The sequence below is a fragment of the Mycolicibacterium llatzerense genome (assembly GCF_025331195.1).
Classification (GTDB): Bacteria; Actinomycetota; Actinomycetes; order Mycobacteriales; family Mycobacteriaceae; genus Mycobacterium; species Mycobacterium llatzerense.
Window position 1 is genome coordinate 510,728 of record NZ_LXOV01000012.1, and the last position, 22,074, is coordinate 532,801.

13 protein-coding genes are annotated in these 22,074 nt (G+C 68.5%); 2 read left to right on the plus strand and 11 right to left on the minus strand.

Features of this window, described 5'->3' with window-relative positions; genetic code table 11:
• Position 1: 1 nt before the first annotated feature.
• The 8 genes from A7G45_RS17345 to mutA all read right to left on the minus strand — a co-directional run bounded on the left by A7G45_RS17345 (position 2) and on the right by mutA (position 18,117).
• Complete coding sequence (locus A7G45_RS17345) at positions 2-1,414, minus strand: hypothetical protein (RefSeq protein WP_260938882.1); 1,413 nt, start codon at positions 1,412-1,414, stop codon at positions 2-4.
• A 52-nt stretch (positions 1,415-1,466) separates the two neighbouring features.
• Positions 1,467-2,879, minus strand: a complete 1,413-nt coding sequence (locus tag A7G45_RS17350; protein ID WP_260938883.1) for a hypothetical protein — start codon at positions 2,877-2,879, stop codon at positions 1,467-1,469.
• Between the two features lie 3 nt (positions 2,880-2,882).
• A complete protein-coding gene (locus A7G45_RS17355) occupies positions 2,883-4,352 on the minus strand; it encodes a condensation domain-containing protein (RefSeq protein WP_260938885.1) in 1,470 nt (489 codons plus the stop codon).
• 63 nt (positions 4,353-4,415) lie between these two features.
• On the minus strand, positions 4,416-10,691 hold the full coding sequence (gene pks2 / locus A7G45_RS17360; protein WP_260938886.1) for a sulfolipid-1 biosynthesis phthioceranic/hydroxyphthioceranic acid synthase: 6,276 nt from the start codon (positions 10,689-10,691) through the stop codon (positions 4,416-4,418).
• A 623-nt stretch (positions 10,692-11,314) separates the two neighbouring features.
• The gene (gene lipL / locus A7G45_RS17365; protein WP_260938887.1) at positions 11,315-12,607 is read right to left on the minus strand and encodes an esterase/beta-lactamase LipL; all 1,293 of its coding nucleotides are present in this window, start codon (positions 12,605-12,607) and stop codon (positions 11,315-11,317) included.
• A gap of 360 nt (positions 12,608-12,967) precedes the next feature.
• Positions 12,968-13,942 carry a methylmalonyl Co-A mutase-associated GTPase MeaB gene (meaB, locus tag A7G45_RS17370; RefSeq protein ID WP_043987444.1) on the minus strand — a complete coding sequence of 325 codons (975 nt, stop codon included), beginning with the start codon at positions 13,940-13,942 and terminating at the stop codon, positions 12,968-12,970.
• A gap of 75 nt (positions 13,943-14,017) precedes the next feature.
• Positions 14,018-16,267, minus strand: coding sequence for a methylmalonyl-CoA mutase (gene scpA, locus A7G45_RS17375; protein WP_110789195.1), 2,250 nt, complete (start codon positions 16,265-16,267; stop codon positions 14,018-14,020).
• Between the two features lie 2 nt (positions 16,268-16,269).
• Positions 16,270-18,117: a methylmalonyl-CoA mutase small subunit gene (mutA, locus tag A7G45_RS17380; RefSeq protein WP_260938892.1), complete on the minus strand. Its 1,848-nt coding sequence runs from the start codon at positions 18,115-18,117 to the stop codon at positions 16,270-16,272.
• A 224-nt stretch (positions 18,118-18,341) separates the two neighbouring features.
• Here mutA and A7G45_RS17385 point away from each other — a divergent pair, with 224 nt between their 5' ends.
• Complete coding sequence (locus tag A7G45_RS17385; protein ID WP_260939764.1) at positions 18,342-19,073, plus strand: TVP38/TMEM64 family protein; 732 nt, start codon at positions 18,342-18,344, stop codon at positions 19,071-19,073.
• Positions 19,074-19,141: 68 nt separating this feature from the next.
• On the opposite strand, the gene A7G45_RS17390 is transcribed toward A7G45_RS17385, so the two are convergent.
• From A7G45_RS17390 to A7G45_RS17400, 3 genes are read right to left on the minus strand one after another with little or no spacing between them, the layout of a single operon-like run.
• Complete coding sequence (locus tag A7G45_RS17390; protein ID WP_043987437.1) at positions 19,142-19,501, minus strand: DoxX family protein; 360 nt, start codon at positions 19,499-19,501, stop codon at positions 19,142-19,144.
• A gap of 2 nt (positions 19,502-19,503) precedes the next feature.
• A complete protein-coding gene (locus tag A7G45_RS17395; protein ID WP_110797177.1) occupies positions 19,504-20,700 on the minus strand; it encodes an SPFH domain-containing protein in 1,197 nt (398 codons plus the stop codon).
• 45 nt (positions 20,701-20,745) lie between these two features.
• Positions 20,746-21,177 (minus strand): NfeD family protein, encoded by a 432-nt coding sequence (locus A7G45_RS17400; protein WP_260938897.1) that lies wholly within the window; start codon positions 21,175-21,177, stop codon positions 20,746-20,748.
• Positions 21,178-21,236: 59 nt separating this feature from the next.
• Between A7G45_RS17400 and A7G45_RS17405 the strand changes: the two genes are divergently transcribed.
• A complete protein-coding gene (locus tag A7G45_RS17405) occupies positions 21,237-22,073 on the plus strand; it encodes an Rv1486c family protein (protein WP_043396382.1) in 837 nt (278 codons plus the stop codon).
• Position 22,074: the final 1 nt, after the last annotated feature.

A 22,074-nucleotide genomic window follows, 5' to 3' on the forward strand; every position in this document is an offset into this window, starting at 1 on the left:
TCTAGTAGAGGGTGAGCGGTGTGAGGCCGAACTCGTCGAGCGTCTGCTGGACGAGTTCGCGCAGCACGGCCCGGGTGTTCTCGGCCCCCACCTGGTAGCCGACGATCCCGAGGTTCACCCGGCCGTTGTACCGGCCGGACGCGACCACGAGCAGGCCGCCGGGCCGCTCGATGTCGGCCCGCTTGACGTTCTGCTCGACACCCCAGCAGTTCAGGAACGTCGCCTGGTTGACGCCGTCGGGCCGGCACATCAGGTCCGGCAGCTCGGCGAAGTTCGAGCACGTCACCGGCATGTCACCGAGCACCAGGTCAGCCGTCTTGTCGACCGCGCGCAGCGGAATGAACGGCGTCAGCGGCAGCAGGACGAACGACTCGTCCGGCTGCTCCTTGGCCGTGCTGAGCGAGGTGCGCAGCGCGGCCCGCAGGTCCGTCAGGTCCTTGGCGACGTGGGTCGGGTCGACGGTCAGATTGGCGAACGCCATGGCATTGGCGCGGGTGTCGTCCATCGAGGTGCGGTCGTTGACCGCGACCATGAGGGCAATGTTGTTGTCGTGCTTGCGGTGCCGTTCCATCCGGACACCCAGCCGGGCCGCGAATGCCGCGGCCAGCGAGTAGGTGTTGCCGCCAAGGGCATCGCATTTCGCATCCCACTGCTCGACGTCGATGTGGGTGCCGGCGAACGGCATCAGCACGTGCTCGTCGGGGTTGATCGTCGTCACCGCGGGACGGGTGTCCCCCGACTTGGAGAGCTCGTGACGCCTGCGGTGGAGCATCTTCGCTGCGGCCACGACGGTCCGGCGGACCTCGGGCCAGTCGCGCCGGGCCTGGCGCAGATCGGCGCGGAGGCCCTGCCACCGGGTCCGGGACCCCGGCTGGGCGTAACCCAGATCCCGGCTCTGACCCAGGACCGATTCCATGATCGCGGCCACCGCTCCGGTGCCGTCGATCAGGCAGTGCGACAGCGCCAGCGCCACAGCCGTCGAACCGTCGCTGAACGACTGGACGCCCAGGTGCCAGCCGGGACCGTGCTCGGGATCGATCGGGATCTGCGACCGCTCCTCCAGCCAGTCCGTCAGTTCCGAACGCGGGCGGGCGGTTTCGGCGATGTCGAGCGGCCGCTCGACGGCCGGCGCGGCGACCCACCGGGCGCGACCGAACGGCAGCGGCGAACGCTCGATACGCCGGGCCGCCAGGCTCCGGCCGAAGTTCGCGTGGAAGCGGCGCAGGCCGTCGAGATCGACGGGCCCTTCGTAGAACCACATCGCCAGCATGACCTGGACCCGGCCGCTGGCCCGGTACGACAGAAAGGTCGCCTCGTCCATGTAGTCCAGACGGTCCTGCGGACGGTCCAGCTCCTGCGGCAGCTTGCCGAACCGGCCGCTGCCGGTCCTCTTCGACCGGGTATCAGTGGACAAGATAGACCTGGCCCTTCACTTTTCGATTGTCGAAACTGGGATTGTCGGGGAGTTATTCGTAGACGGCAGACAGGCCGAACTCGGCCAGCGTCGCTTCCACGTGCGCGCGCAGAGCGGCCTTGGTGTTCTCGGCGCCCGGCTGGTAACCGATCACGGCCATCGACACCCGGCCGATCATCTGCATGGAGATGACGGTCAGAATGCCCTTGCGGTGCTCCATCACCGCGCGCGGAACCTGACCGTCCACGCCGCGTGCCATCACGTACTCGGCCGGCGTTCCGTCGACGCGCGCCAGATCGTCCGGCAGCACGCCGAGATTCGAGCAGAACACCGGCAGCTCACCGAACCCGACCGCGATATCCGCGGCCTGGGTGACGACCCGCTTGGGGATGAACGGCGTCAGCGGCAGCAGCTCCAACTTCTCGTCGGGCTCTTCGCGCATCTTCCGCAGGGCTTCCTTGATGATCGCCCGCGTTTCCGTCAGGTCCTCGGCAACACCCTTCGGATTGACCCGGGCGTCACCGATCAGCACCGCGTTGGCGCGGGTGTCCTCGAGCGTGCGGTCATTGATCGGCACGACCAGCGGCACCACGCCTTCGGCCTCACTGAAGCGGCCCACCCGCTCGGACAACCGAGCGGCGAACCCGGCGATCAGCGCATAGCTGTTTCCGCCGAGTGCCTTGGCCCTGGACTCGAAGTCGGCAGCGTCGATGAACGCGAAGATCGCCGGCACCACCAGGTTTTCCTTGGCACTGGCCGAATCCAGATGGGCCGCGGCTGATTTTCCGGAGCCCCGCAGCTCGCTGCGCTTCTGGTACGCCTGCTTGGCCGCCGACTTCATCGAACGACCGAGTTCGGGCAGGTCGCGGAAGGTCTGACGGAAGTCGGTGCGCAGCGCCTTCAACGACGAGCGGGACCGCGGCTGGGGCAGACCGAGGTCGCGCACCTGGCCCGTCACCGACTCGAACACCGTCAGCATGGCGCCGCCGCCGTCGCCGATGCAGTGCGATCCGACCAGGCTGACCACGGTGGCACCGTCGTCGAGCGGCTGCACCCCCATGTGCCAGGCCGGACCGAACTCCGGGTCGACCGGGATCTGCGCGTGTTCGTCGAGGAAGTCGCCCAGCTCGGCGCGCGGACGGACGGTCTCGTACACCCGCATCGGGGCCGGCGGCCCCAGCGACGACACCCACCGGTGCCGGCCGAACGGCAGGATCGACGGCTCAATGCGCCGACCGGCCAGACCGTGACCGAAGTTGTAGTGGAACCGGCGCAGGCCCTCCATGTCGACCGGGTGCTCGTAGACCCAGACGCACTGCATGACGGCGGCCTGCCCGGTGGCCCGCAGACCCAGGAACATCGCCTGATCGACGTAGTCGAGCACGCGGCCTTGATCGTCGGCGTTGCCGTCAGCCAGCCAGCGGCGCAACAAAGGCACACGCGACGGACGCGTGGAGGTCGTCACAGATCAGCCCTTCACAGCTCGAATCAGTTCGCTGCGGCAACCGTTGTGGCGCAAGGCATCCGAACGGCCGGCACCCGAACCGCCGTCGGCGACCCGCAGGTACACCGCACGCATCGCGTGCAGGTACTTGTCCACCGATTCGCGGGCGATGGGGTTGTCCGGGTAGGCGATGGTGACCGACGTTTCCTTCTCGGACCGGTTCACCCAGATGCCGATCTGGTACGCCGAGCGGGCATCGCTGTACACGCGGCCGTTGAGCCGCTCCCACTCGTTCATGATCGCCGGCGACAGCGGCGGCAGGTTGGTGTCGAGGTACGACACCATCGGCACACCCGGGTCCGCCTTGCGGATCGAGTCGACCTTGCCCTCTGCCAGTTCCAGCACGCGCTCGAACGGGACGTGCGCGAGGTCCATGCCGGCGTCGAACGCCTTCTGCATGGCGCGCGCCGTGTCGCCGAACGACTCCGGCGCCACGGGGACGCTGATCGGCACGACGCCGGTGAACCAACCCGTCGTCATGAACTCGGCCGGGGTGCGGCGCGTCGTGGTCGGGGTGATGACGTTGTAGACCGGCCGGCCGGTGAGCTCGTGCTCGGCAAGCGCCGCGCAGGCGATAACGCCGCCGATCACTCGGGCCCCGGCGGAGATGCAGGCCGACTCGAACCGCTCCGACTGATGCTTGTCCATCAACCGGACGGTGAGCATCTCGCCACCGCAGGCCACCGTCGGGTCACCGAGCGGCAGCGGGAAGCACGGCAGCGTGCCGTCGTTGGCCTCGGCGAACTTGATCCAGTCCTTGACTTCCTGCGACTCCAGCGTCAGCGCCGCGGTGAAATCCGCCTGCTTGACGCAGTAGTCGTCGTAGCTGCCGGCGTCGGCCAACGGGATTGGCGGAGCGCCACTGACCAGAGCCGCGTACATGAGGTGGATCTCGACCAGCACCAGCCCCATCAGCAACGCATCGGTGTGCACGTGGTCGATGCTGAAGTAGAAGGTGAAGTGGTCGTCGCGCTGGATGATGCCGAAGTGGAAGCAGTCCCACTGCAGCGGATCGGGCGTCGCGAGCACGTGGTCACGCCACTGCTGAGCGTTCATCTCGCCGTGCTCGGTGGCCACCAGCTTGATGTCCCGCGGGCTCTTCGCCGTCCGGCGGACCACCGCGTCGTCGTCCGTGAGCTCGAACCAGCTGTGGAACGTGTCGTGCCGGCGCACGTAGGCGTTGATGACGTGCGTCATCGCCCGGACGTCGCACTTACCCGGCATGTCCCAGGCCGCGATGTTGAGCCGGGCCATGTCGGTGCCGTTGCGCTCGTGCGAACGGAACGCGCGGATGTGCTGGCTCTGCTGATAGCTGACCGGAACCGAACTGACCGGTGCATTGCGCAGCTTGGTGAGCGACGCAGAGGAAGGGTTCCAGGAAGTCAGAACACCCGAGGAACCCATCCAGTCATGGATGGTCCTAATCGCAACCATGCTCACTCTCCTGTGCTTCGGTGAATTCAGCGTGCGGCTTCTGTGACGCCCTACCCTGACCCGTCATGTCGAAATCGCCGTCGAAATCGCCTCCCCCAGGCGGTCTGCCAGAGCCCGAACATTCGTGATGTCCGAAGAACCGATCCGGACTCCCGTCTCGGCCTCGATACGTGTCCGCAGTTCAAGCGCCCCGAGCGAATCGAGGCCGTACTCGGCCAACGGACGGTCAGGATCGACAGATCGCCTAAGTATCATAGACATAGCGTCGGTGATCAGGCGCCTCAGCCGAGCCGGCCGCTCCTCCTCCGACAGTGCGTGGAACTCCGCGAGGAACTCGCTCGTGCCCGCACCTCCCCGCCCGATGTTGGCGAACGACTCGGCAAACTTGCTGGTCTGGGCGAAAGCCACCAGCCAGTCGGCCCCGGCCACCGGCGCGTAGCCGGCGTAGGCACGGTCGTGGCGGATGATCGCGTCGAACGCGTAGGCGCCGTCCTCCGGATCGATCGCCATGGTCTCGTCGGACGCCATCCCCTGCCCGGCACCGATCTTGGCCCAGGCACCCCAGGCGATCGCACCGGCCGGCAGCCCCTGAGCACGTCGCCAGTGGGTGAACGCGTCCAGCCAGCTGTTGGCCGCGGCGTAGGCGGCCTGGCCGGGCGAGCCGACCATCGCGGCAGCCGACGAGAACGAGCAGAACCAGTCCAGTTCGGCACCGGCCGTCGCCTCGTGCAGGTACCACGCGCCGTACACCTTCGGCGCCCAGTCACGCTCGATCAGCTCGTCGGTGATGTTCGGCAACGTCGCGTCCTCGACCACCGCTGCGCCGTGCAGCACGCCGCGCAGCGGCTTGCCGGTCGACTCGGCGGCAGCAACCAGACGGGCGGCGGTGTCGGCGGCGGCAATGTCACCCAACACCACCTCGACCTCGGCGCCCTTGCTCCGGACGGCCTCGATGGCCTGCCGGGTCTGGGCGCTCGGCTCCGAACGCGCGTTGAGCACGATGCGTCCGCAGCCGCCGGCCGCCAGCTTCTCGGCCAGGAACAGGCCGAGGCCGCTGAGACCACCGGTGACGATGTAGGAACCGTCGGCCCGGTACACGGGAGCGTGCTCCGGCGACAGCACCGCCTCGAACTCCCCGGTGTGCGGGATGTCGAGCACGAGCTTGCCGGTGTGGCCGGCCGCGCCCATGACGCGGATGGCGGTGGCGGCGTCGCTCAGCGGGTAGTGCGTGGTGTCGGGCACCGGCAGCACGCCGTCGGCGATCTGTCCGAAGATCGTCTCCAGCATGCCGCGCGTGACGTCGGGGTTGGTCAACGTCAGCAGGGCCAGATCGAGCGCGTAGAACGACAGGTTCCGGCGGAACGGGAACAGGCCCATCCGGGTGTCGCCGTAAATGTCGCGCTTGCCGATCTCGACGAACCGGCCGCCGAAGGTCAGCAGGTCGACACCGGCCTTCTGTGCCGCACCCGGCAGCGAGTTCAGCACGACGTCGACGCCGTAGCCGTCGGTGTCGCGGCGAATCTCCTCGGCGAAGGCAGTGCTACGGGAATCGTAGACGTGCTGAATTCCCCAGCTGCGCAACAGATTTCGACGATCGTCGCTACCCGCGGTGGCGTAAATCTCGGCACCCGCGGCCCGCGCGATGGCGATGGCGGCCTGTCCCACACCACCGGTGGCGGAGTGGATCAGCACCTTGTCGCCGGCCTGGATGCGGGCCAGGTTGTGCAGGCCGTACCACGCGGTGGCGTGCGCACTGGGCACCGCCGCCGCGCTGCCCTCGGGCAGGTCGTCCGGAATCTTCACGGCCAGGTTGGCGTCGCAGGTGACGAACGTCTTCCAGGCACCGGTCAGCGAGATACCCGCCACCCGGTCGCCGATCTGGTGATCGGTGACGCCCGGACCGACAGCGGTGACGACACCGGCGAAGTCCGCGCCCGGCTGCGGCAGCCGGCCCTCGAAGCTCGGGTACCGGCCGTAGGCGACGAGCACGTCGGCGAAGTTCAGGTTGGACGCTGCGACCGACACCTCGATCTGGCCCGGTCCCGGAGCGACGCGCTCGTACGCGGCCAGCTCCGCCGACGACAGGTCGCCGGGGGTCCGGATCTGCAGCTGCACACCGTCGGTCTCCGGCCGCACGACGGTCGTGCGACGTTCCTCGGGCTGCAGCTGGCTCAGGTTCAGGCGCGCGGTGAACCACTCGCCCGACCGCCATGCCGTCTCGTCCTCTTCCGAGCCGGACAGCAGTTCGGCGGCGACATGCGCCACGTCGGCCTGCACGTCCAGATCGATCTGGGTCGGCCGCATCGCCGGGTACTCCATGCCGATGGCCCGCATGAAGCCGCGAATGCCGCCCTGCTCCAGGTTGGCCACATCGGCGGACAGCACGGTGCGGGCACCCCGGGTGAGCACATACAGCCGGGCCGGCTGACCCGGCACCTCCGGCAGCCCGCGCACGATGTGCACCAGCTGCTCGACCTGCGTCACACCGCGCTGCGCGGTGGCCGCCGATGCAGCAGCCGCCGACTCCTCGGGCGCACCCGTGACGATGACGACGCCCTTGAACGGCTTGGCCGTCAAGGTGGCCTGCAGCGCTTCGGAGTTCCCCGCGTGGTCGGCGTCGGCCGGCCACGCCATGGTGGAGACATCGGCCTCGTCCGACTGCAGGACCTCCGAGAGCTTCTCGGTCAGGCTGTCGGCGTCCGCCGCGGCGGAGATCAGCAGCCAGCGGCCCGGATCCACCACGTTGGCGACCGGCGCATCCTGGCTGCGCCATTCGATGTTCAGCAGGCGCTCGTTGAGCAACCGCTCGCGCTGACCTTCCTCGGAGACGCCCGTGCCCAGCCGCAGGCCGGTCACGGCGAGCAGCACCGCACCGTGCTCGTCGAGCACGTCGATGTCGGCTTCGACGGCGGTCGGCGACAGGCTGGTGAGCTTGACGTAGCAGTAGTGCGCGTTGCGGGTCGACTCGTAGGCCCGCAACTTGCCGACGCCCAGCGGCAGCATCAACGCGCCGGTGGTGTCGCCGTGCAGATCGGGATGCGCGGCCACTGCCTGGAAGCAGGCGTCGAGCAGCGCCGGGTGCACGGTGTAGGCGCTCTGCTGCGACCGGATGGCACCGGGCAGCGCGACCGCGGCAAGCACCGTGGTGCCTTGCGTCGTGTGGGCCGCCGTCAGACCGGAGAACGCCGGGCCGTACTGGATGCCGCGATCGGCGAACCAGGCGCGCAGGTCGCCACCGTCGACATCGGCGGTGTGCGCGGCGACCAGCTTGGCCAGGTTGTACGCCGGGCGGGCCGCATCGTCTTCGATGGCGTGCAGCGTCGCGCCGGCACGGCGAACCTGCTCGCCGTCCTGGTAGGTCTCGACGAGGAAGTCGATGTCGCCCGACGGGACCGCCGTGGCCACCGCCGACACGGCGGTCTCCTCCTCGAGCAGCAGCATCGCCTCGAAGGTCACGTTGCGCACCTCGGAGGCCTCACCCAGCACCTCACGGGCCGCGCCGAGCGCCATCTCGCAGTACGCGGCGCCGGGCAGTGCCGCCACGTTGTGCACCTGGTGGTCACCCAGCCACGGCTGCATGCCGGTGCCCAGGTCGGACTGCCAGACATGACGCTCGGGCTCCTCCGGGAGCCGGACGTGCGCGCCCAGCAGCGGGTGCACCGCCAGCGAGGCCCCGCCGGGGGCCTGCTCGTGCGGATCACGCGTCAGAATCAGGTGGTTGCGGGTCCAGGTCGGCAGTGGCACGTCGACCAGCGCGCCGTCCGGGTACATCGCCGAGAAGTCGATGGCTGCCCCGGCAACATGCAGGTCGGCCACGACGTCCCGCAGGCCGTTCGGCACGTCCTGCTCGCGACGCATCGCAGCCAGGGCGGCGATGCCGATGTCCTGGTGCGCGGCGTTCTGGTTGACCGCGTGCACCAACAGCGGGTGCGGGGCCAGCTCGATGAACACCCGGAAGCCGTCGTCCAGCGCGGCCTGCACCGCAGCGCCGAAGCGCACGGTGTGGCGCAGGTTGTCCACCCAGTAGTCGGCGTCGTAGTCCGCGGGGTCCCGCGGGTCGTACTGCGTGGCCGAGTAGTACGGGACCGCCGGCTCGTCGGGCTCGAGGTCCTCGAGGGCATCGGCCAGCTCGTCCAGGATCGGGTCGACCTGCGGGGTGTGCGACGCCACGTCGACGGCCACCTCGCGGGCCATGACGCCACGCTCGTCCCACTCCTTGACCAGCGCGCGAATGGCGTCCTTGTCACCACCGACGACGGTCGACTGCGGCGAGGCGACGACCGCCAGGACGACGTCGCTGACGCCGCGGGCACCGAGCTCGGAGAGCACCTGCTGGGCAGGCAGCTCCACCGACGCCATGGCGCCCGAGCCGGACACCTTGAGCATCAGGTTCGAGCGGCGGCAGATGACCTTCACGCCGTCGGCCAGCGACAGTGCGCCGGAGACGACGGCGGCGGCCGACTCGCCCATCGAGTGGCCGATGACCGCGCCGGGCTGCACCCCGTACGACCGCAGGGTGGCGGCCAGCGCCACCTGGATGGCGAACACGGCGGGCTGGATGCGGTCGATGCCGGTCACCGTCTCACCGGCGGTGATGGCCTCGGTGATCGAGAAACCGGACTCCGCTTCGATCAGCGGTTCGATCTCGGCGATGGCGGCGGCGAACGCGGGCTCGGCGGCCAGCAGGCCGGCGCCCATCGCCGCCCACTGCGAACCCTGGCCCGAGAACACCCACACCGCGCCGTGGTCACCGTTGCCGGCCGCGCGCTGGTACGGGGTGTCGCTGTCGGCGACGTCGCGGAGCGCCTGGATCAGACCCGTGGCGTCCTCGGCGAGGACCGCGGCGCGGACCGGACGGTGGGCGCGACGGCGGGTCAGCGTGTAGGCGGTGTCGGCGAGATCAAGGGACGCGCCCTGGGCTGCCGCCCAGTCGGCCAGTTTGCCGGCCGTGCGGCGCAGTTCCTCAGCCGAGGTGGACGACACCGGGAACAGCAGTTTGCCCTCAATGCCCTGGCCTTCGGATTCGACGACGCGCGGCGACGACTCTGCCGGGGCCTGCTCGACGACGGCGTGCACATTGGTGCCGGACAGGCCGTACGCGGACACGGCGGCACGGCGCGGATGGTCGGCGGTGGCCGGCCACGGCACGAGGTCCGTCGGCACGAACAGGCCGCTGGTGACCGCCGCCATCTCGGCGGGCATCTCGCTGAAGTACAGGTTCTTCGGCACTACGCCGTGCTGCAGGGCCAGGACGGTCTTCATCAGACCGACCGCACCCGAAGCCGACTGCGCGTGCCCGACGTTGGTTTTGACCGAGCCCAGCACGACCGGCCCCTGCTTGCCGTAAACCGTTGCCAGACTTGAGTATTCGATCGGGTCACCGACCGGCGTTCCGGTGCCGTGCGCCTCGACGTAACCGACGGTGGCGGGGTCGATGTCCGCGAGGTCCAGCGCGCGGCGGTAGACGGCAACCTGGGCGTCCGCGCCCGGGGTCGCGATGTTCACCGTGCGGCCGTCCTGGTTGCTCGCGGTGCCGCGGATGACCGCGAGGACGCGATCACCGTCGCGCTGCGCGTCATCCAGGCGCTTCATCAGGAACATGACAGACGCCTCGGCCGAGACGAAGCCGTCGGCGGCCACGTCGAACGCGTGGCAATGGCCGGTCGACGACAGCATGCCCTGCGCCGAACCCGACGACATCTTGCGCGGTTCGAGCATGATGTTGACGCCACCGGCCAGCGCCGCATTGCTCTCGCCGTCGTGCAGGCTGCGGCATGCGTGGTGCACAGCGAGCAGGCTGGACGAGCAGGCCGAGTCGACCGTGTAGGACGGGCCGTGGGCACCCAGGTGGTAGGAGACCCGGCCCGAGGCCAGGCTGAAGTTGTTGCCGGTGAAGCCGTACGGGCCCTCGATGGCGTGGGCGTCGGCGGCGAGCAACTGATAGTCGCCGGCGGTCATACCCACGAACACACCGGTGAGCGAACCGGCCAGGGTGGCCGGATCGATACCCGCGTGTTCCACTGCCTCCCAGGAGGTTTCGAGGATCAGACGGTGCTGCGGGTCGATCGCCGTGGCTTCGCGGTCGCTGATGTTGAAGAAGTCGGCATCGAAGCCGGCGACGTCATCGATGAAGGCGCCCCACTTGGAGACCGAGCGGCCGGGCACGCCGGGTTCCGGGTCGTAGTACTCCTCGGCGTCCCACCGCTCCAGCGGGACTTTGGTAACCAGGTCGTCACCGCGCAGCAGGGCTTCCCACAGCTCCTCTGGCGAACTGATGCCGCCAGGAAGCCGGCATGCCATGCCGATGATCGCGACGGGTGTCGTCGGTGACCCACCCACTTAGCTACCGCCTCTCCGTGCAGTCCGGCCGGACTCCGACACGCTGTGCCGGGTGGCTTTGCAGACCGCGCTCAAAATCTCTGCGAAATCGTCTTTGCCGCTTTAAACAAACTGGCTCGAAATCCTACCGGGTCAAATTAACTGATCCGCCGATTCGGGGCTACCCGTTTCGGTCGAATCGCTACTAGGCGACCATCGGCACTGGATATCCGCAGCACACTCGCCGCGGAAGGCCCCACCCGCCCGGCGCGCCGTTGCGCAGGGGTTTGGTTCGGAGCCTTTTCGAACCAGCCACGGGGCGGAAGCATAGCGGTCCGTAGCGAACATCGTTCACCCCAGCACCGCGCACACGCGGACGCCGTTACAGGGCAAATGTTTGCGTGGATATCGCAATTTGAATTTGAGCAACACCGAGAAAATCGCAGAACTACAGGCTGCGGGCACAAAATCGCTTTTTGGGCAATGCTCGATACGAATGGTATGAAATATCTAGTGTGACGAACTCCGCTCGATGCGGGCAAAAAATCAACACGCCAGTCATCTAGGTGTATTCGAAAGTGCCATGCTGAGGGCGGTCCGCATCGCTTCCGATGCGGCCGCATATCTCGCGCGCGCAAACTCCGTCAGCCCGCAACCGGGGCCGGATCGGCATAGGGCGCCCCGAATTCCGTCACTCGACAGAAACCGTTGCTACGCGCCTGCGCCACCCCGTGTCGCACCATTGCCCCGAGCGCCACGAAACCGGCCTGATCGGCAACCATCAGCGGCGTCAACAGCCGGTTGTGCACGAAGCCGTAGGCCAGGCCCCGATCGGGGTCTGCCCAGCCCAGCGACCCTCCCAGGCCCACGTGTCCGAAGCCAGGCAGGATGCCCGGGAACGGCACGCCGTGATACCCCAGGTTGAAGTCCATCGGCAGACCGAGGCCAAGGTCCGGAAACACACTGCCGGTGCCCCGCAGTTGCGCCACAGTGCCCGCGGACAGGAAGCGCTGGCCGTCGATCTGGCCACCGTTGGCGATCGCGCCGTACAGGCGGCCCAGCGATCGCGCCGTGGCCACCCCGTTGGCGCCCGGCATCTCGGAATCCAGCAGCGGTATGTCCCCTTGTGCCATCGACCGCATGCCGGTGAAGTACATCGAGCCGAAGCCACCCGAGAACGGCAACTTCGCCACATGCGGCGCCACCGCGTCGAACAGCGGATTGCGGATACGGAACTGCGGGCCGATGATCTGCGCGGGCCGCGTCGGCGCATGGCCCGACGGGCGCCCAAGGTGCAGACCGTCGACGCCGAGCGGCTCGGCCAGCTCGGTGCGGAACAGCTCCCGCATGCCCTGCCCGGTCACCGCCCGCGCCAGGCCGGACAACAGCCAGCCGTAGGTGATGGCGTGGTACGCCGGACGCCCCTTCATCCAGCTCATCGGAGCTGCCGCCAACCGCCGCTCCATGTGGCGGTGATCCATCAGCTCGTCCCGCGTGGCGCCGTTCAACTGCGACAGTCCCGCGCGGTGCCGCATCAGCTCCCGCACCGTCACGCCGGCCTTGCCGTTGGCCGCGAAGGCCGGCCAGTAGTCGGCGACCGGTGCGTCGTAGGCGATCAGGCCCCGGTCGGCCAGTCGGTGGATGACGGTCGAAGCCAACCCCTTCGTCGCCGAGAACACCATGGCACCGGTATCCGCCTCCCACGGTTGCGTACCCCACCGGTCTGCCCAGCCCGTCCACACATCGACGACGGGAACGCCGTCGAGGTACACCGACAGGGCGCCACCGCCCAGATAGCGGCTGGGGAACATGGCGGAAAAGGCCCGCACCACGCTTGCGAAATTCGGATCAGCGGCACCTTGAACGCCATGCGGAAGAGGCCCGCCGGCGGACCGGAGAGGCGCTACGTTGCGCTCCCGGCGAATTGCGTTGGTCATTACCAAATAATGACCTGCGCCTGCCGCGGATCATCTCCGACGTTATCAATCTGTTAGCTAAATAGTCTGGATACACAGGTTCAGCGACGCCGGTAAAGCCACTTCAAGATCGCAATTACGCGCGCGTAACTCGTTGCGAGAGCACCTACCAACCCGCAGATTCCCGTGCTCACACGGTATTAATCACACCGAGTTTTGATAGCCAGCCGGGACGGGCCGCATTTTCTCCGGCACACCTGCGAGGCAGCTGAACCAACCCGAAATTGGTTTCGCCAGCGCGCTACCCGAAAACACCCCGGGCCCGTTCCCGATATTGCGCCGACAGGCCCAGCGGCAATCTCGAACCGGAACGCGGCGCGATCAGTTCGCGAGGTCGATGATGCGCTGCGCCGCCAACGCGGGCGTCAGCTCACCTTCGCGCACCTGGCGTTCCACCTCGTCGCGATGGGCCTTGACGGCAGCATTCGACATCACCCGGTCCAGCACGGTGTCCCGCACCATCGTCCAGGTCCAGTCGACCTGCTGCGCCCGCCGACGAGCGTCGAATTCGCCTGCCGCACTGAGGATTTCACGATGTTTGAGCACGGTGTCCCACATCGCGGCCAGGCCGTCGCGGTGCAACGCGCTCATGGTCAGCACCGGCGGCCGCCACAGGGTGTCGCGCGGGTAGATCAGCCGGATCGCCCCGGCGAGTTCACGCGCGGCGGCCTGGGCCTCGATGGCGTGCTCACCATCGGCCTTGTTGACCACGATGACATCGGCGAGCTCCAGGACGCCCTTCTTGATGCCCTGCAGCTGATCACCGGTGCGGGCCAGGGTCAGGAAGACGAAGGTGTCGACCATGTTGGCCACCGTCACCTCGGACTGCCCGACGCCTACGGTCTCGACCAGCACGACGTCGTAGCCGGCCGCCTCCAGCAGCACGATGGTCTCGCGGGTGGCCTTGGCCACCCCGCCGAGCGTGCCCGACGTCGGCGATGGCCGGATGTACGCCTCCGGCTGCACCGCCAGCTGCGCCATCCGGGTCTTGTCACCGAGGATCGAACCGCCGGTGCGGGTCGACGACGGGTCGACCGCCAGCACCGCGACGCGGTGCCCCTGCTCGATCAAGTGCATGCCGAGCGCTTCGATCGTCGTCGACTTCCCCACCCCGGGCACCCCGGTGATGCCGACGTGCAGGGCCCGGCCTGCCTCCGGTGTGAGCTCGAGCAGCAGCTGCTGCGCGGCATCACGGTGGTCGGCCCGGGTGGACTCGACCAGGGTGATGGCGCGCGCCAGCGCCGCTCGATCGCCGGCCCGGATCCTGGCTGCGAGTTCAGGTATTGGTGTGGTCATCGTCGTGTCACGACGAAACGGTATTCCAGCAGGAAAAGTGCGAGTAGCAGCCTGCTGGAATGCCGTTTCGGCGCATCAGAGCTGGTAACCCAGCCGGCCGGCGAGCTTGCCCAAGAGGCCGATCGCGGCGTCGGCGATCACCGTGCCGGGCGGGAAGATCGCCGCGGCGCCCGCCTCGTACAGCTCGTCGAAGTCGCCAGGCGGGATGACGCCGCCGACCACGATCATGATGTCCGGACGCCCGACCTCGGCCAGTGCGTCGCGCAGCGCGGGCACCAGCGTGAGGTGACCGGCCGCCAGCGAGGACACCCCGACCACGTGCACGTCGTTGTCCGCCGCCTGCCGCGCCACCTCGTCGGGCGTGGAGAACAGCGAGCCGACGTCCACGTCGAAGCCGATGTCGGCGAACGCGGTGGCGATCACCTTCTGGCCGCGGTCGTGGCCGTCCTGGCCCATCTTGGCCACCAGGATGCGGGGCCGACGGCCGTCGGCCTCGGCGAACTTCTCGACCAATTCGGTTGCGGTGCTCACGTTTCCGGCCTTCCCCACCTCGTCGCGGTAGACACCGGCGATGGTCCGGATCTCGGCCTGGTGCCGGCCGTACACCTTCTCCAGCGCGTCGGAAATCTCGCCGACGGTGGCCTTGGCACGGGCCGCGTTGATCGCCAGCGCCATCAGGTTGTTGCCCAGGCCATCTTCCCCGGCATGACCGGATTCGCCTGCGGCACGGGTCAATTCGGCCAGCGCGGCCTGCGTGGCGGCCTCGTCACGGTCGGCCCGCAGCTGCTCGAGCTTGGCGAGCTGCTCGGCACGCACCCGGCTGTTCTCGACCTTGAGGACCTCGATCTCCTGGTCCTCGTCCACCTGGTACTTGTTGACGCCGATCACCGTCTGGGCGCCGGAGTCGATCCGGGCCTGGGTCCGGGCGGCGGCTTCTTCGATGCGCAGCTTCGGGATGCCTTCACCGATGGCCTGTGCCATGCCGCCGTGCTCGGCGACCTCCGTGATGTGGGCGCGGGCCTTCTCGGCGAGCTGGTGGGTCAGCCACTCGACGTAGTACGAACCACCCCACGGGTCGATGGGCCGCGTGGTGCCGGACTCCTGCTGCAGCAGCAGCTGGGTGTTACGTGCGATGCGGGCCGAGAAGTCGGTGGGCAGCGCCAGCGCCTCGTCCAGGGCGTTGGTGTGCAGCGACTGCGTGTGGCCCTGCGTGGCGGCCATGGCCTCGATGCAGGTACGGGCCACGTTGTTGAACGGGTCCTGCGCCGTCAGCGACCAGCCGGAGGTCTGCGAGTGGGTGCGCAGCGACAGCGACTTGTCGCTCTTGGGGCTGAACTCGGCGACCAGCTCACTCCACAGCAGACGGCCGGCACGCAGCTTGGCCACCTCCATGAAGAAGTTCATGCCGATGCCCCAGAAGAAGGACAGTCGCGGCGCGAACTTGTCGATGTCCAGGCCCGCATCGAGCCCGGCCTTGATGTACTCGACGCCGTCGGCCAGCGTGTATGCCAGCTCCAAATCCGCTGTGGCACCGGCCTCTTGGATGTGGTAACCCGAGATCGAGATCGAGTTGAACTTCGGCATCTTGGTGCTGGTGTAGCCAAAGATGTCCGAGATGATCCGCATCGACGATTTCGGCGGATAGATGTAGGTGTTGCGGACCATGAACTCTTTGAGGATGTCGTTCTGGATGGTCCCGGCCAGCTTCTCCGGCGGTACGCCCTGTTCCTCGGCGGCGACGACGTAGAGCGCGAGGATCGGCAGCACCGCGCCGTTCATCGTCATCGAGACCGACACGCTGCCCAGATCGATGCCGTCGAACAGCTGGCGCATGTCGAGGATGGAATCGATTGCCACACCGGCCATTCCGACGTCGCCCTGGACGCGCGGGTGGTCCGAGTCGTAGCCACGGTGGGTGGCGAGGTCGAACGCGACCGACAGCCCCTTCTGGCCGGCGGCCAGGTTGCGGCGGTAGAACGCATTGGACTCGGCGGCGGTGGAGAATCCGGCGTACTGACGGATGGTCCACGGCTGGTTCACGTACATGGTCGGGTACGGCCCGCGGATGAACGGCGGGGTGCCCGGGAAGCTGTCCAGCGGGTAGCCGGCTGCCATCGCGGCGTCCCTGTCTTGGGCGATGTACACCGGCTTGACGTCGATGCCCTCCGGGGTCGACCAGGTGAGCTGCTCGGCGGTGTAACCGTGGGCCTGGGCCGCGTCGGCGACGTGGGTGCCGACGGCGTCGGCGGTGGGGACGGTCGCGGCCTCACCCTGCAGCGGAACGTCGGCGAAACTGCCGATGGTGGTGACGTTAGAAGCGGTCATGGTCATGCCCCCAATCGGGTGAGCAGGGTCGAAAGCGCTTCGACGGCATCGATTTTCATGGTCAGGTACTCGTCGGGCTGGTCGGCGGCACCGGCCACCGCTTGCTCCGGACCGGCGAGATAGATGTGCGTGATGCCGGCTGCCCGGGCGGCCTTGACGACGCCACTGGCCTCCTCGGCGTACCGGGCGTCGGTGCCGCAGACCACAGCCGCGGCATGGCCGTCTGCCACCGCGAAGACCCCCGCGGCATCGACCGTGCCCGGGTTGACGACCTCGATGCCACCGGAAGCCAGCAGGTTCGAGGCGAACGTGGTGCGGATGTTGTGCTCGGCCAGCGGCCCGACGGGCAGCAGCACTGCCTGCGGCCGCTTGCCGGTCTTGGCCAGGTAGGCATCGGAGCGGTTGCGCAGCGCCTCGAAAGCCGCCGCGTACCGGACCACGCCCGGGAACGAATCAGTCTGCGCCAGTGGGTTTTCCTCGAGGTTCGGGAACTCGTTGACGCCGGTGAGGGCGGTGCGCCGGTGCGCGATGTCGTCGGCGCGAAGGGCGGCGACCTCGGCGATCTGGGCGCTCAGGTGATCACGGGCCGCGACAAAGCCGCCGAGCGCCTCCAGCTCCTGGAACTTCGTCCAGGCCTGCTGCGCCAGCTGATCGGTGAGGTCCTCGACGAACCACGAGCCGCCCGACGGGTCGATTACCCGGCCCAGGTGCGACTCCTCCAGCAGCAACAGCTGGGTGTTGCGGGCCATGCGACGACTGAAAGTGACTGCGGTACCGGGCAATCCGCCGTCGATGGCGGCATCGAACGTCTCGACCAGCACGGTGTCCGCGCCGCCCACGCCTGCGGCAAACGCGGCGAGAGTGGTGCGCAGCATGTTCACCCACGGGTCGCGCTGCGACATCATGGCCTTCGACGTGACGGCGTGGATGGTCGCGGCACCCGCGTCGGGGGCGCCGGCCACCTCGGCCACGCGGGCCCAAAGTCGGCGGGCCGCACGGAGTTTGGCGATGGTGGCGAACTGGTCGTCGTCAGCGGCGAAACGGAAGCTGATCTGCCGCAACGCATCAGCGACGGACAGTCCGCTCTCGGTCAGCAGGCGCAGGTAGGCGACACCGGCGGCGATGGCACCCGCCAGCTCCAGCGAGGCGCTCGCGCCGAGGTTGTGCAGGGCGGCGGCGTCGACCGTGACGGCACGCACTCCCCCGGCGTACTCGGTCAGCTTCGCCGCGGTGGCGACGACGTCCGCCTCGGTCGCGGCGGCGCGGCCCGACAGCGGTGCCGTCAGCGGGTCGGCGCCCAGGTCGATCGACAGCCGGGCGCGCTGGTCGGCGTCGAACGGCTGCACCAGGGTGAGCAGCTGATCCGCGGCGCCTGCTACGTCGGTGCCGGCATCGAGGATCACCGGGACGAGGTCCAGGAAGACGCCCTCGAACACGCGGTCCAGCTGGTCGACGGGGACGCCGCCGGTGCCGACCCGCACCTCGAGGGCACTGGTGCCGTCGGTGAGGGCGAGCAGGATGGCGCCGTTGACCATGCGGACGTCAGCGACATCAACATCGCCGGCGATCGGGAAGGGCTCGGCCACCTTCCAGCCGGCGAGCACGTCGCGGTGGGCGTCACCGCCGCGGGTGAACGGCCAGTGCCCGGGCAGCGCGGGCTCGGCCAGACCGTCCAGGCTGGTGTAGAGCGGACGGACCGGGAATCCGTCGTACGTCGGCGAATCGAGCAAGCGCTCGGGTTCGGCCGGCAGATCCTCGACAGCCTTCCGCGTGCTCTTGGCGAGCACGCCGGCGACGTTCGTCTGCCACCGCGCGTAGCGGTCCCGAACGGTGGACACGTCGACAGTCACCGGCGACTCCCAATCTTTCGGCCATCGGATATATGGCACTGCATGCAGAAATGCCTATCACACTTGACTTTCAGGCTAAATCACGCAGGTCGCTACTACCCAGTAGCTCCACCGCGCACCGGCTGTCCGCGTCGTCGGCGCCGGTGGAGGCCGGTGCCGCGGCCCATCCCGTGGACACGCGCCTGACGTCAGTGATCGGCGATGGCCCCGTACCCTTGGAAGGCGTGAACCCCGTTGTCAGCGCGCTGCGCACGGTCCTGTCTGCGGTGCAGACGACTGCGGCGCAGATGCCGTTGCGTCGAGCCGTGGGCATCGGAACAGCGATTGTGATTCTCGTCGCAATTGCCATCTGGGTGCCCTTGCCCAGCGCGGTGGAGATGCGCGACTGGGCTGCCGCGGCCGGCCCGTGGTTCCCGCTGGCCTTCCTGGTGGCCCACACCGTCGTCACGGTGCTGCCGTTCCCCCGCACCGCATTCACCCTCGCGGCGGGCCTGCTGTTCGGTTCCGCACTCGGCGTCACGCTGGCCGTCATCGCCAGCACGCTGAGCGCATTGATCGCGCTCTGGCTGGTTCGGGTGCTGGGCTGGCAGTTGAGCAAGCTCTCGCACCAGCACATCGACAGCCTCGATGCCCGGCTCAAGGAACGCGGCTGGGCGGCGATCCTGTCGATGCGCATGATCCCGGCCGTACCGTTCTCGGTGCTCAACTATGCGGCCGGCGCCTCGTCGGTCCGGGTCGTGCCGTACGCGATCGCGACGTTCTTCGGGTTGCTGCCCGGCACCGCGGCGGTCGTCATCCTCGGCGACGCTCTCACCGGGCAGATTCGGCCGTCACTGCTGGTCGTATCGGCCTGCACCGCGACCATCGGGATCTCGGGGCTGGTCTACGAGATTCGGCTGCATCGCCGGGCACACGCCGCAGCAGTCGCGCCCGACGCGGTGACTGCTCAACCCTGAGGCGCCGAGCGGCCACCTGCTACACGCGAAACGCAAGAATCCGGGTAGCAACTGGCCACCGAGCAGCCTTATGACTCGCGGTCGGGGCCTTTCGCCGTCATCGCGGTGAACAGCGCCAGGAACAGCACGGCGGGTGCCGCGTTCTGGGGCTTGTCATGCGCTCTGATGTGCGCGGTGACCGCCAGCGTGAAGTACAGCGCCAGCATCGCGGTGGTCAGCCGGGCAAGCGCGGGATTGCGCCCCACGGCAAGCAGACCCACAGCCGATGCAGCCTTGGACCCGACCAGAATCCACCGGTACTCCAGCGGGAAGTTCACTCCGGCCAGCGCCTTCTCGATCGGCGCGATGGGGACGGCACAGGCCGCCGCGTCACCTGCCTGCAGCAGCGCCAGCGCCGTGTAGGTCTTCGGGGACGTCAACACACTCATGGTCACCTTGCGTGTTGTCCGGCGGGCGGGTCGATTTCAGGAGTTGGACGCGCCTCGAGCGGCTGGGTCGGGGGTGCCGGGGGCACCGGGGGCGCGGGCAGCGGCGGCGGGGCGCTGTAGCCCGGCTGCTGCACCGAGGCACGGGCCTCGGCTTCGGCCTTGGCCACTGCCCTGGCGATCTCCGGGTCGGTCTGGGTGTTGAACCAGTCGGCGACCTCGTCGGCGTCATCGTCGGCCTTGGGCAGGTTCTCCTCCACCGGCGACGGCGTGTAGCGGAACACCCCGTCCTCCCCCGGAGCTCCGAGCATCTTGGTGAAACCCTGTAGCGCAGAACCGAAGTCGCTGGGCACCACCCACACCTTGTTGGCCTCGCCCTTGGCCATCTGCGGCAGCGTCTGCAGGTATTGGTAGGCCAGCAGCTCCGGCGTGGGCCGGCCCGCCTTGATGGCCGCGAACGTCTTCTCGATGGCCTTCGCCTGGCCCTGGGCGTTCAGGTACTGGGCGGCCCGTTCACCCTGGGCCCGCAGGATCCGGGACTGCCGGTCCGCCTCGGCGGCCAGGATCGCGGCCTGCTTGGCACCTTCGGCCGACAGGATCTGCGATTGCTTGGCACCCTCCGCCTGCTTGATCGACGCCTCCCGGCTGCCTTCCGCCATCAGGATCATGGCGCGCTTCTCCCGATCGGCCCGCATCTGCTTCTCCATCGACTCCTGGATCGACGGCGGCGGATCGATGCTGCGCAGCTCCACCCGGGCGACCCGCAGGCCCCAGCGGCCGGTGGCCTCGTCGAGCACGCCGCGCAGCTGGGCGTTGATCGAGTCGCGAGAGGTCAGCGTCTGCTCCAGCGTCATACCGCCGACGACGTTGCGCAGCGTCGTGGTGGTCAGCTGCTCGACGCCGACGATGTAGTTGCTGATCTGGTACACCGCGGCCTGCGGACTGGTCACCTGGAAGTAGACGACGGTGTCGATGTTGACCGTCAGGTTGTCCTCCGTGATCACCGGCTGCGGCGGGAACGACACGACCCGCTCACGCAGGTCCACCCGGGCCCGGATCTTGTCGATGAACGGCAGCAACAGCGTCAGCTGCCCCGAGACGGTCTTGCTGTAACGGCCCAGCCGCTCGATGACCGCGGCCTCGGCCTGCGGGATGAGCGCCACCGATTTGACCACCACGACGATGGCCAGCGCCACCAGCATCAGCAGAAGAACAAGTGCACCAGTCAATTTCAGCTCCCCTTGCGTTCAGATGGTCCGGTAGACCACCGCGGTCGCGCCGTCGATCCGCATCACGGTGACGTGATCGCCGGGCTCGAAGACATCGTCGTCGGCCATCGGACGCGCCGTCCAGATTTCGCCGTCGAGTTTTATCTGTCCTTCATGGCGCGCCACGCGTTCCAGCACCAGGGCGGTCTTGCCTTCCAGGGCTTTTACGGGCTCGGGCAGGCCGGCAGCACCCAGCCGCTTGCGCAGCGACGGGCGGACCAGGACCAGCAGCAGCACCGACACGATGAGGAAACAGGCGCCGTCAGCCCAGATCGGCCAGTCGGTGGCCCAGCTCAGACCAGCGGTCGCCAGGGCACCGCCGGACAGCATGAGCAGGAACATGTCACCAGTGAGCGCTTCGGCGCCGGCAAGCCCGATCGCCACGATGAGCCACAGCAACGGCACCGGCATGCGACCAGAGTAGCGCCTTACAGGCGTTCCGGGCCGGAGCGTTTTACACTGCGTGCATCATGTGGTGTCCGAGTATTTCGCTGACGGTGTGGGCCAATGCCTGGCATGCCGGCCTGGCCGCGCCCGACGATGTCCTGGATGCGCTATCGCCGTGGGCGCCAAGGCATTCCATTGCCGCCTACGACGCCGTGGCGGCCAGCCGGACCGGCCTGCCGTGGCCGGACCTGACCAACTACGGCGGCGTCACGTTGCTGCAGACGCTGCGACACGCGGCCGGCGCCGCCCGCTCGGAGCCGGCGCTGAACCTGGTACTGCCCGTACCCGGCGATGTCCGCGGCCTGCCCCCCGGCACCCAGTTCCAGCAGGACGCCGTCGACGTGGGCGAAGCCATCGTCATCACCTCGAACTACGGCGAGGCCGTCGGCCTGGTCCCCGACTTCGAGTACGAGGACGACACCGACGACGCCGAGGTCAAGGCGCTGTCCTGGACGGTGTACTCGCTGCCGAGCGCGCCGGTCATCGGTCATTTCGACCTCGGTGACGAGGAGTTCCGGCTGCGCGACGCGGTCCGGTCGGCGGCCGACGCCCTCAGCCGGTTGCGGGCCGAACCCGGCTCGGACATCGACGATCCGCGCGAGATGGTCGAGCAGCTGCTCGAAGCCGGCCAGCTGCACCGGCTGCCGGACCATGCCCCGACCCGCGCCGTGCGGGTGCTCGAGACCGCGGCCCACATCGACGCGATCATCACCGTCAGCGCCGGGCTGGCGCCCATCGGCCTGCAGAGCGCCTCGGAGATGCAGATCGCCAGCGAGGCCATGCGGCCGCTGGCCGACGTCGTGCGGTCCGCCCGACTGGCCGCTGTGACGGCCATCCTGCATTCGGCCTGGGAGCGCTAGG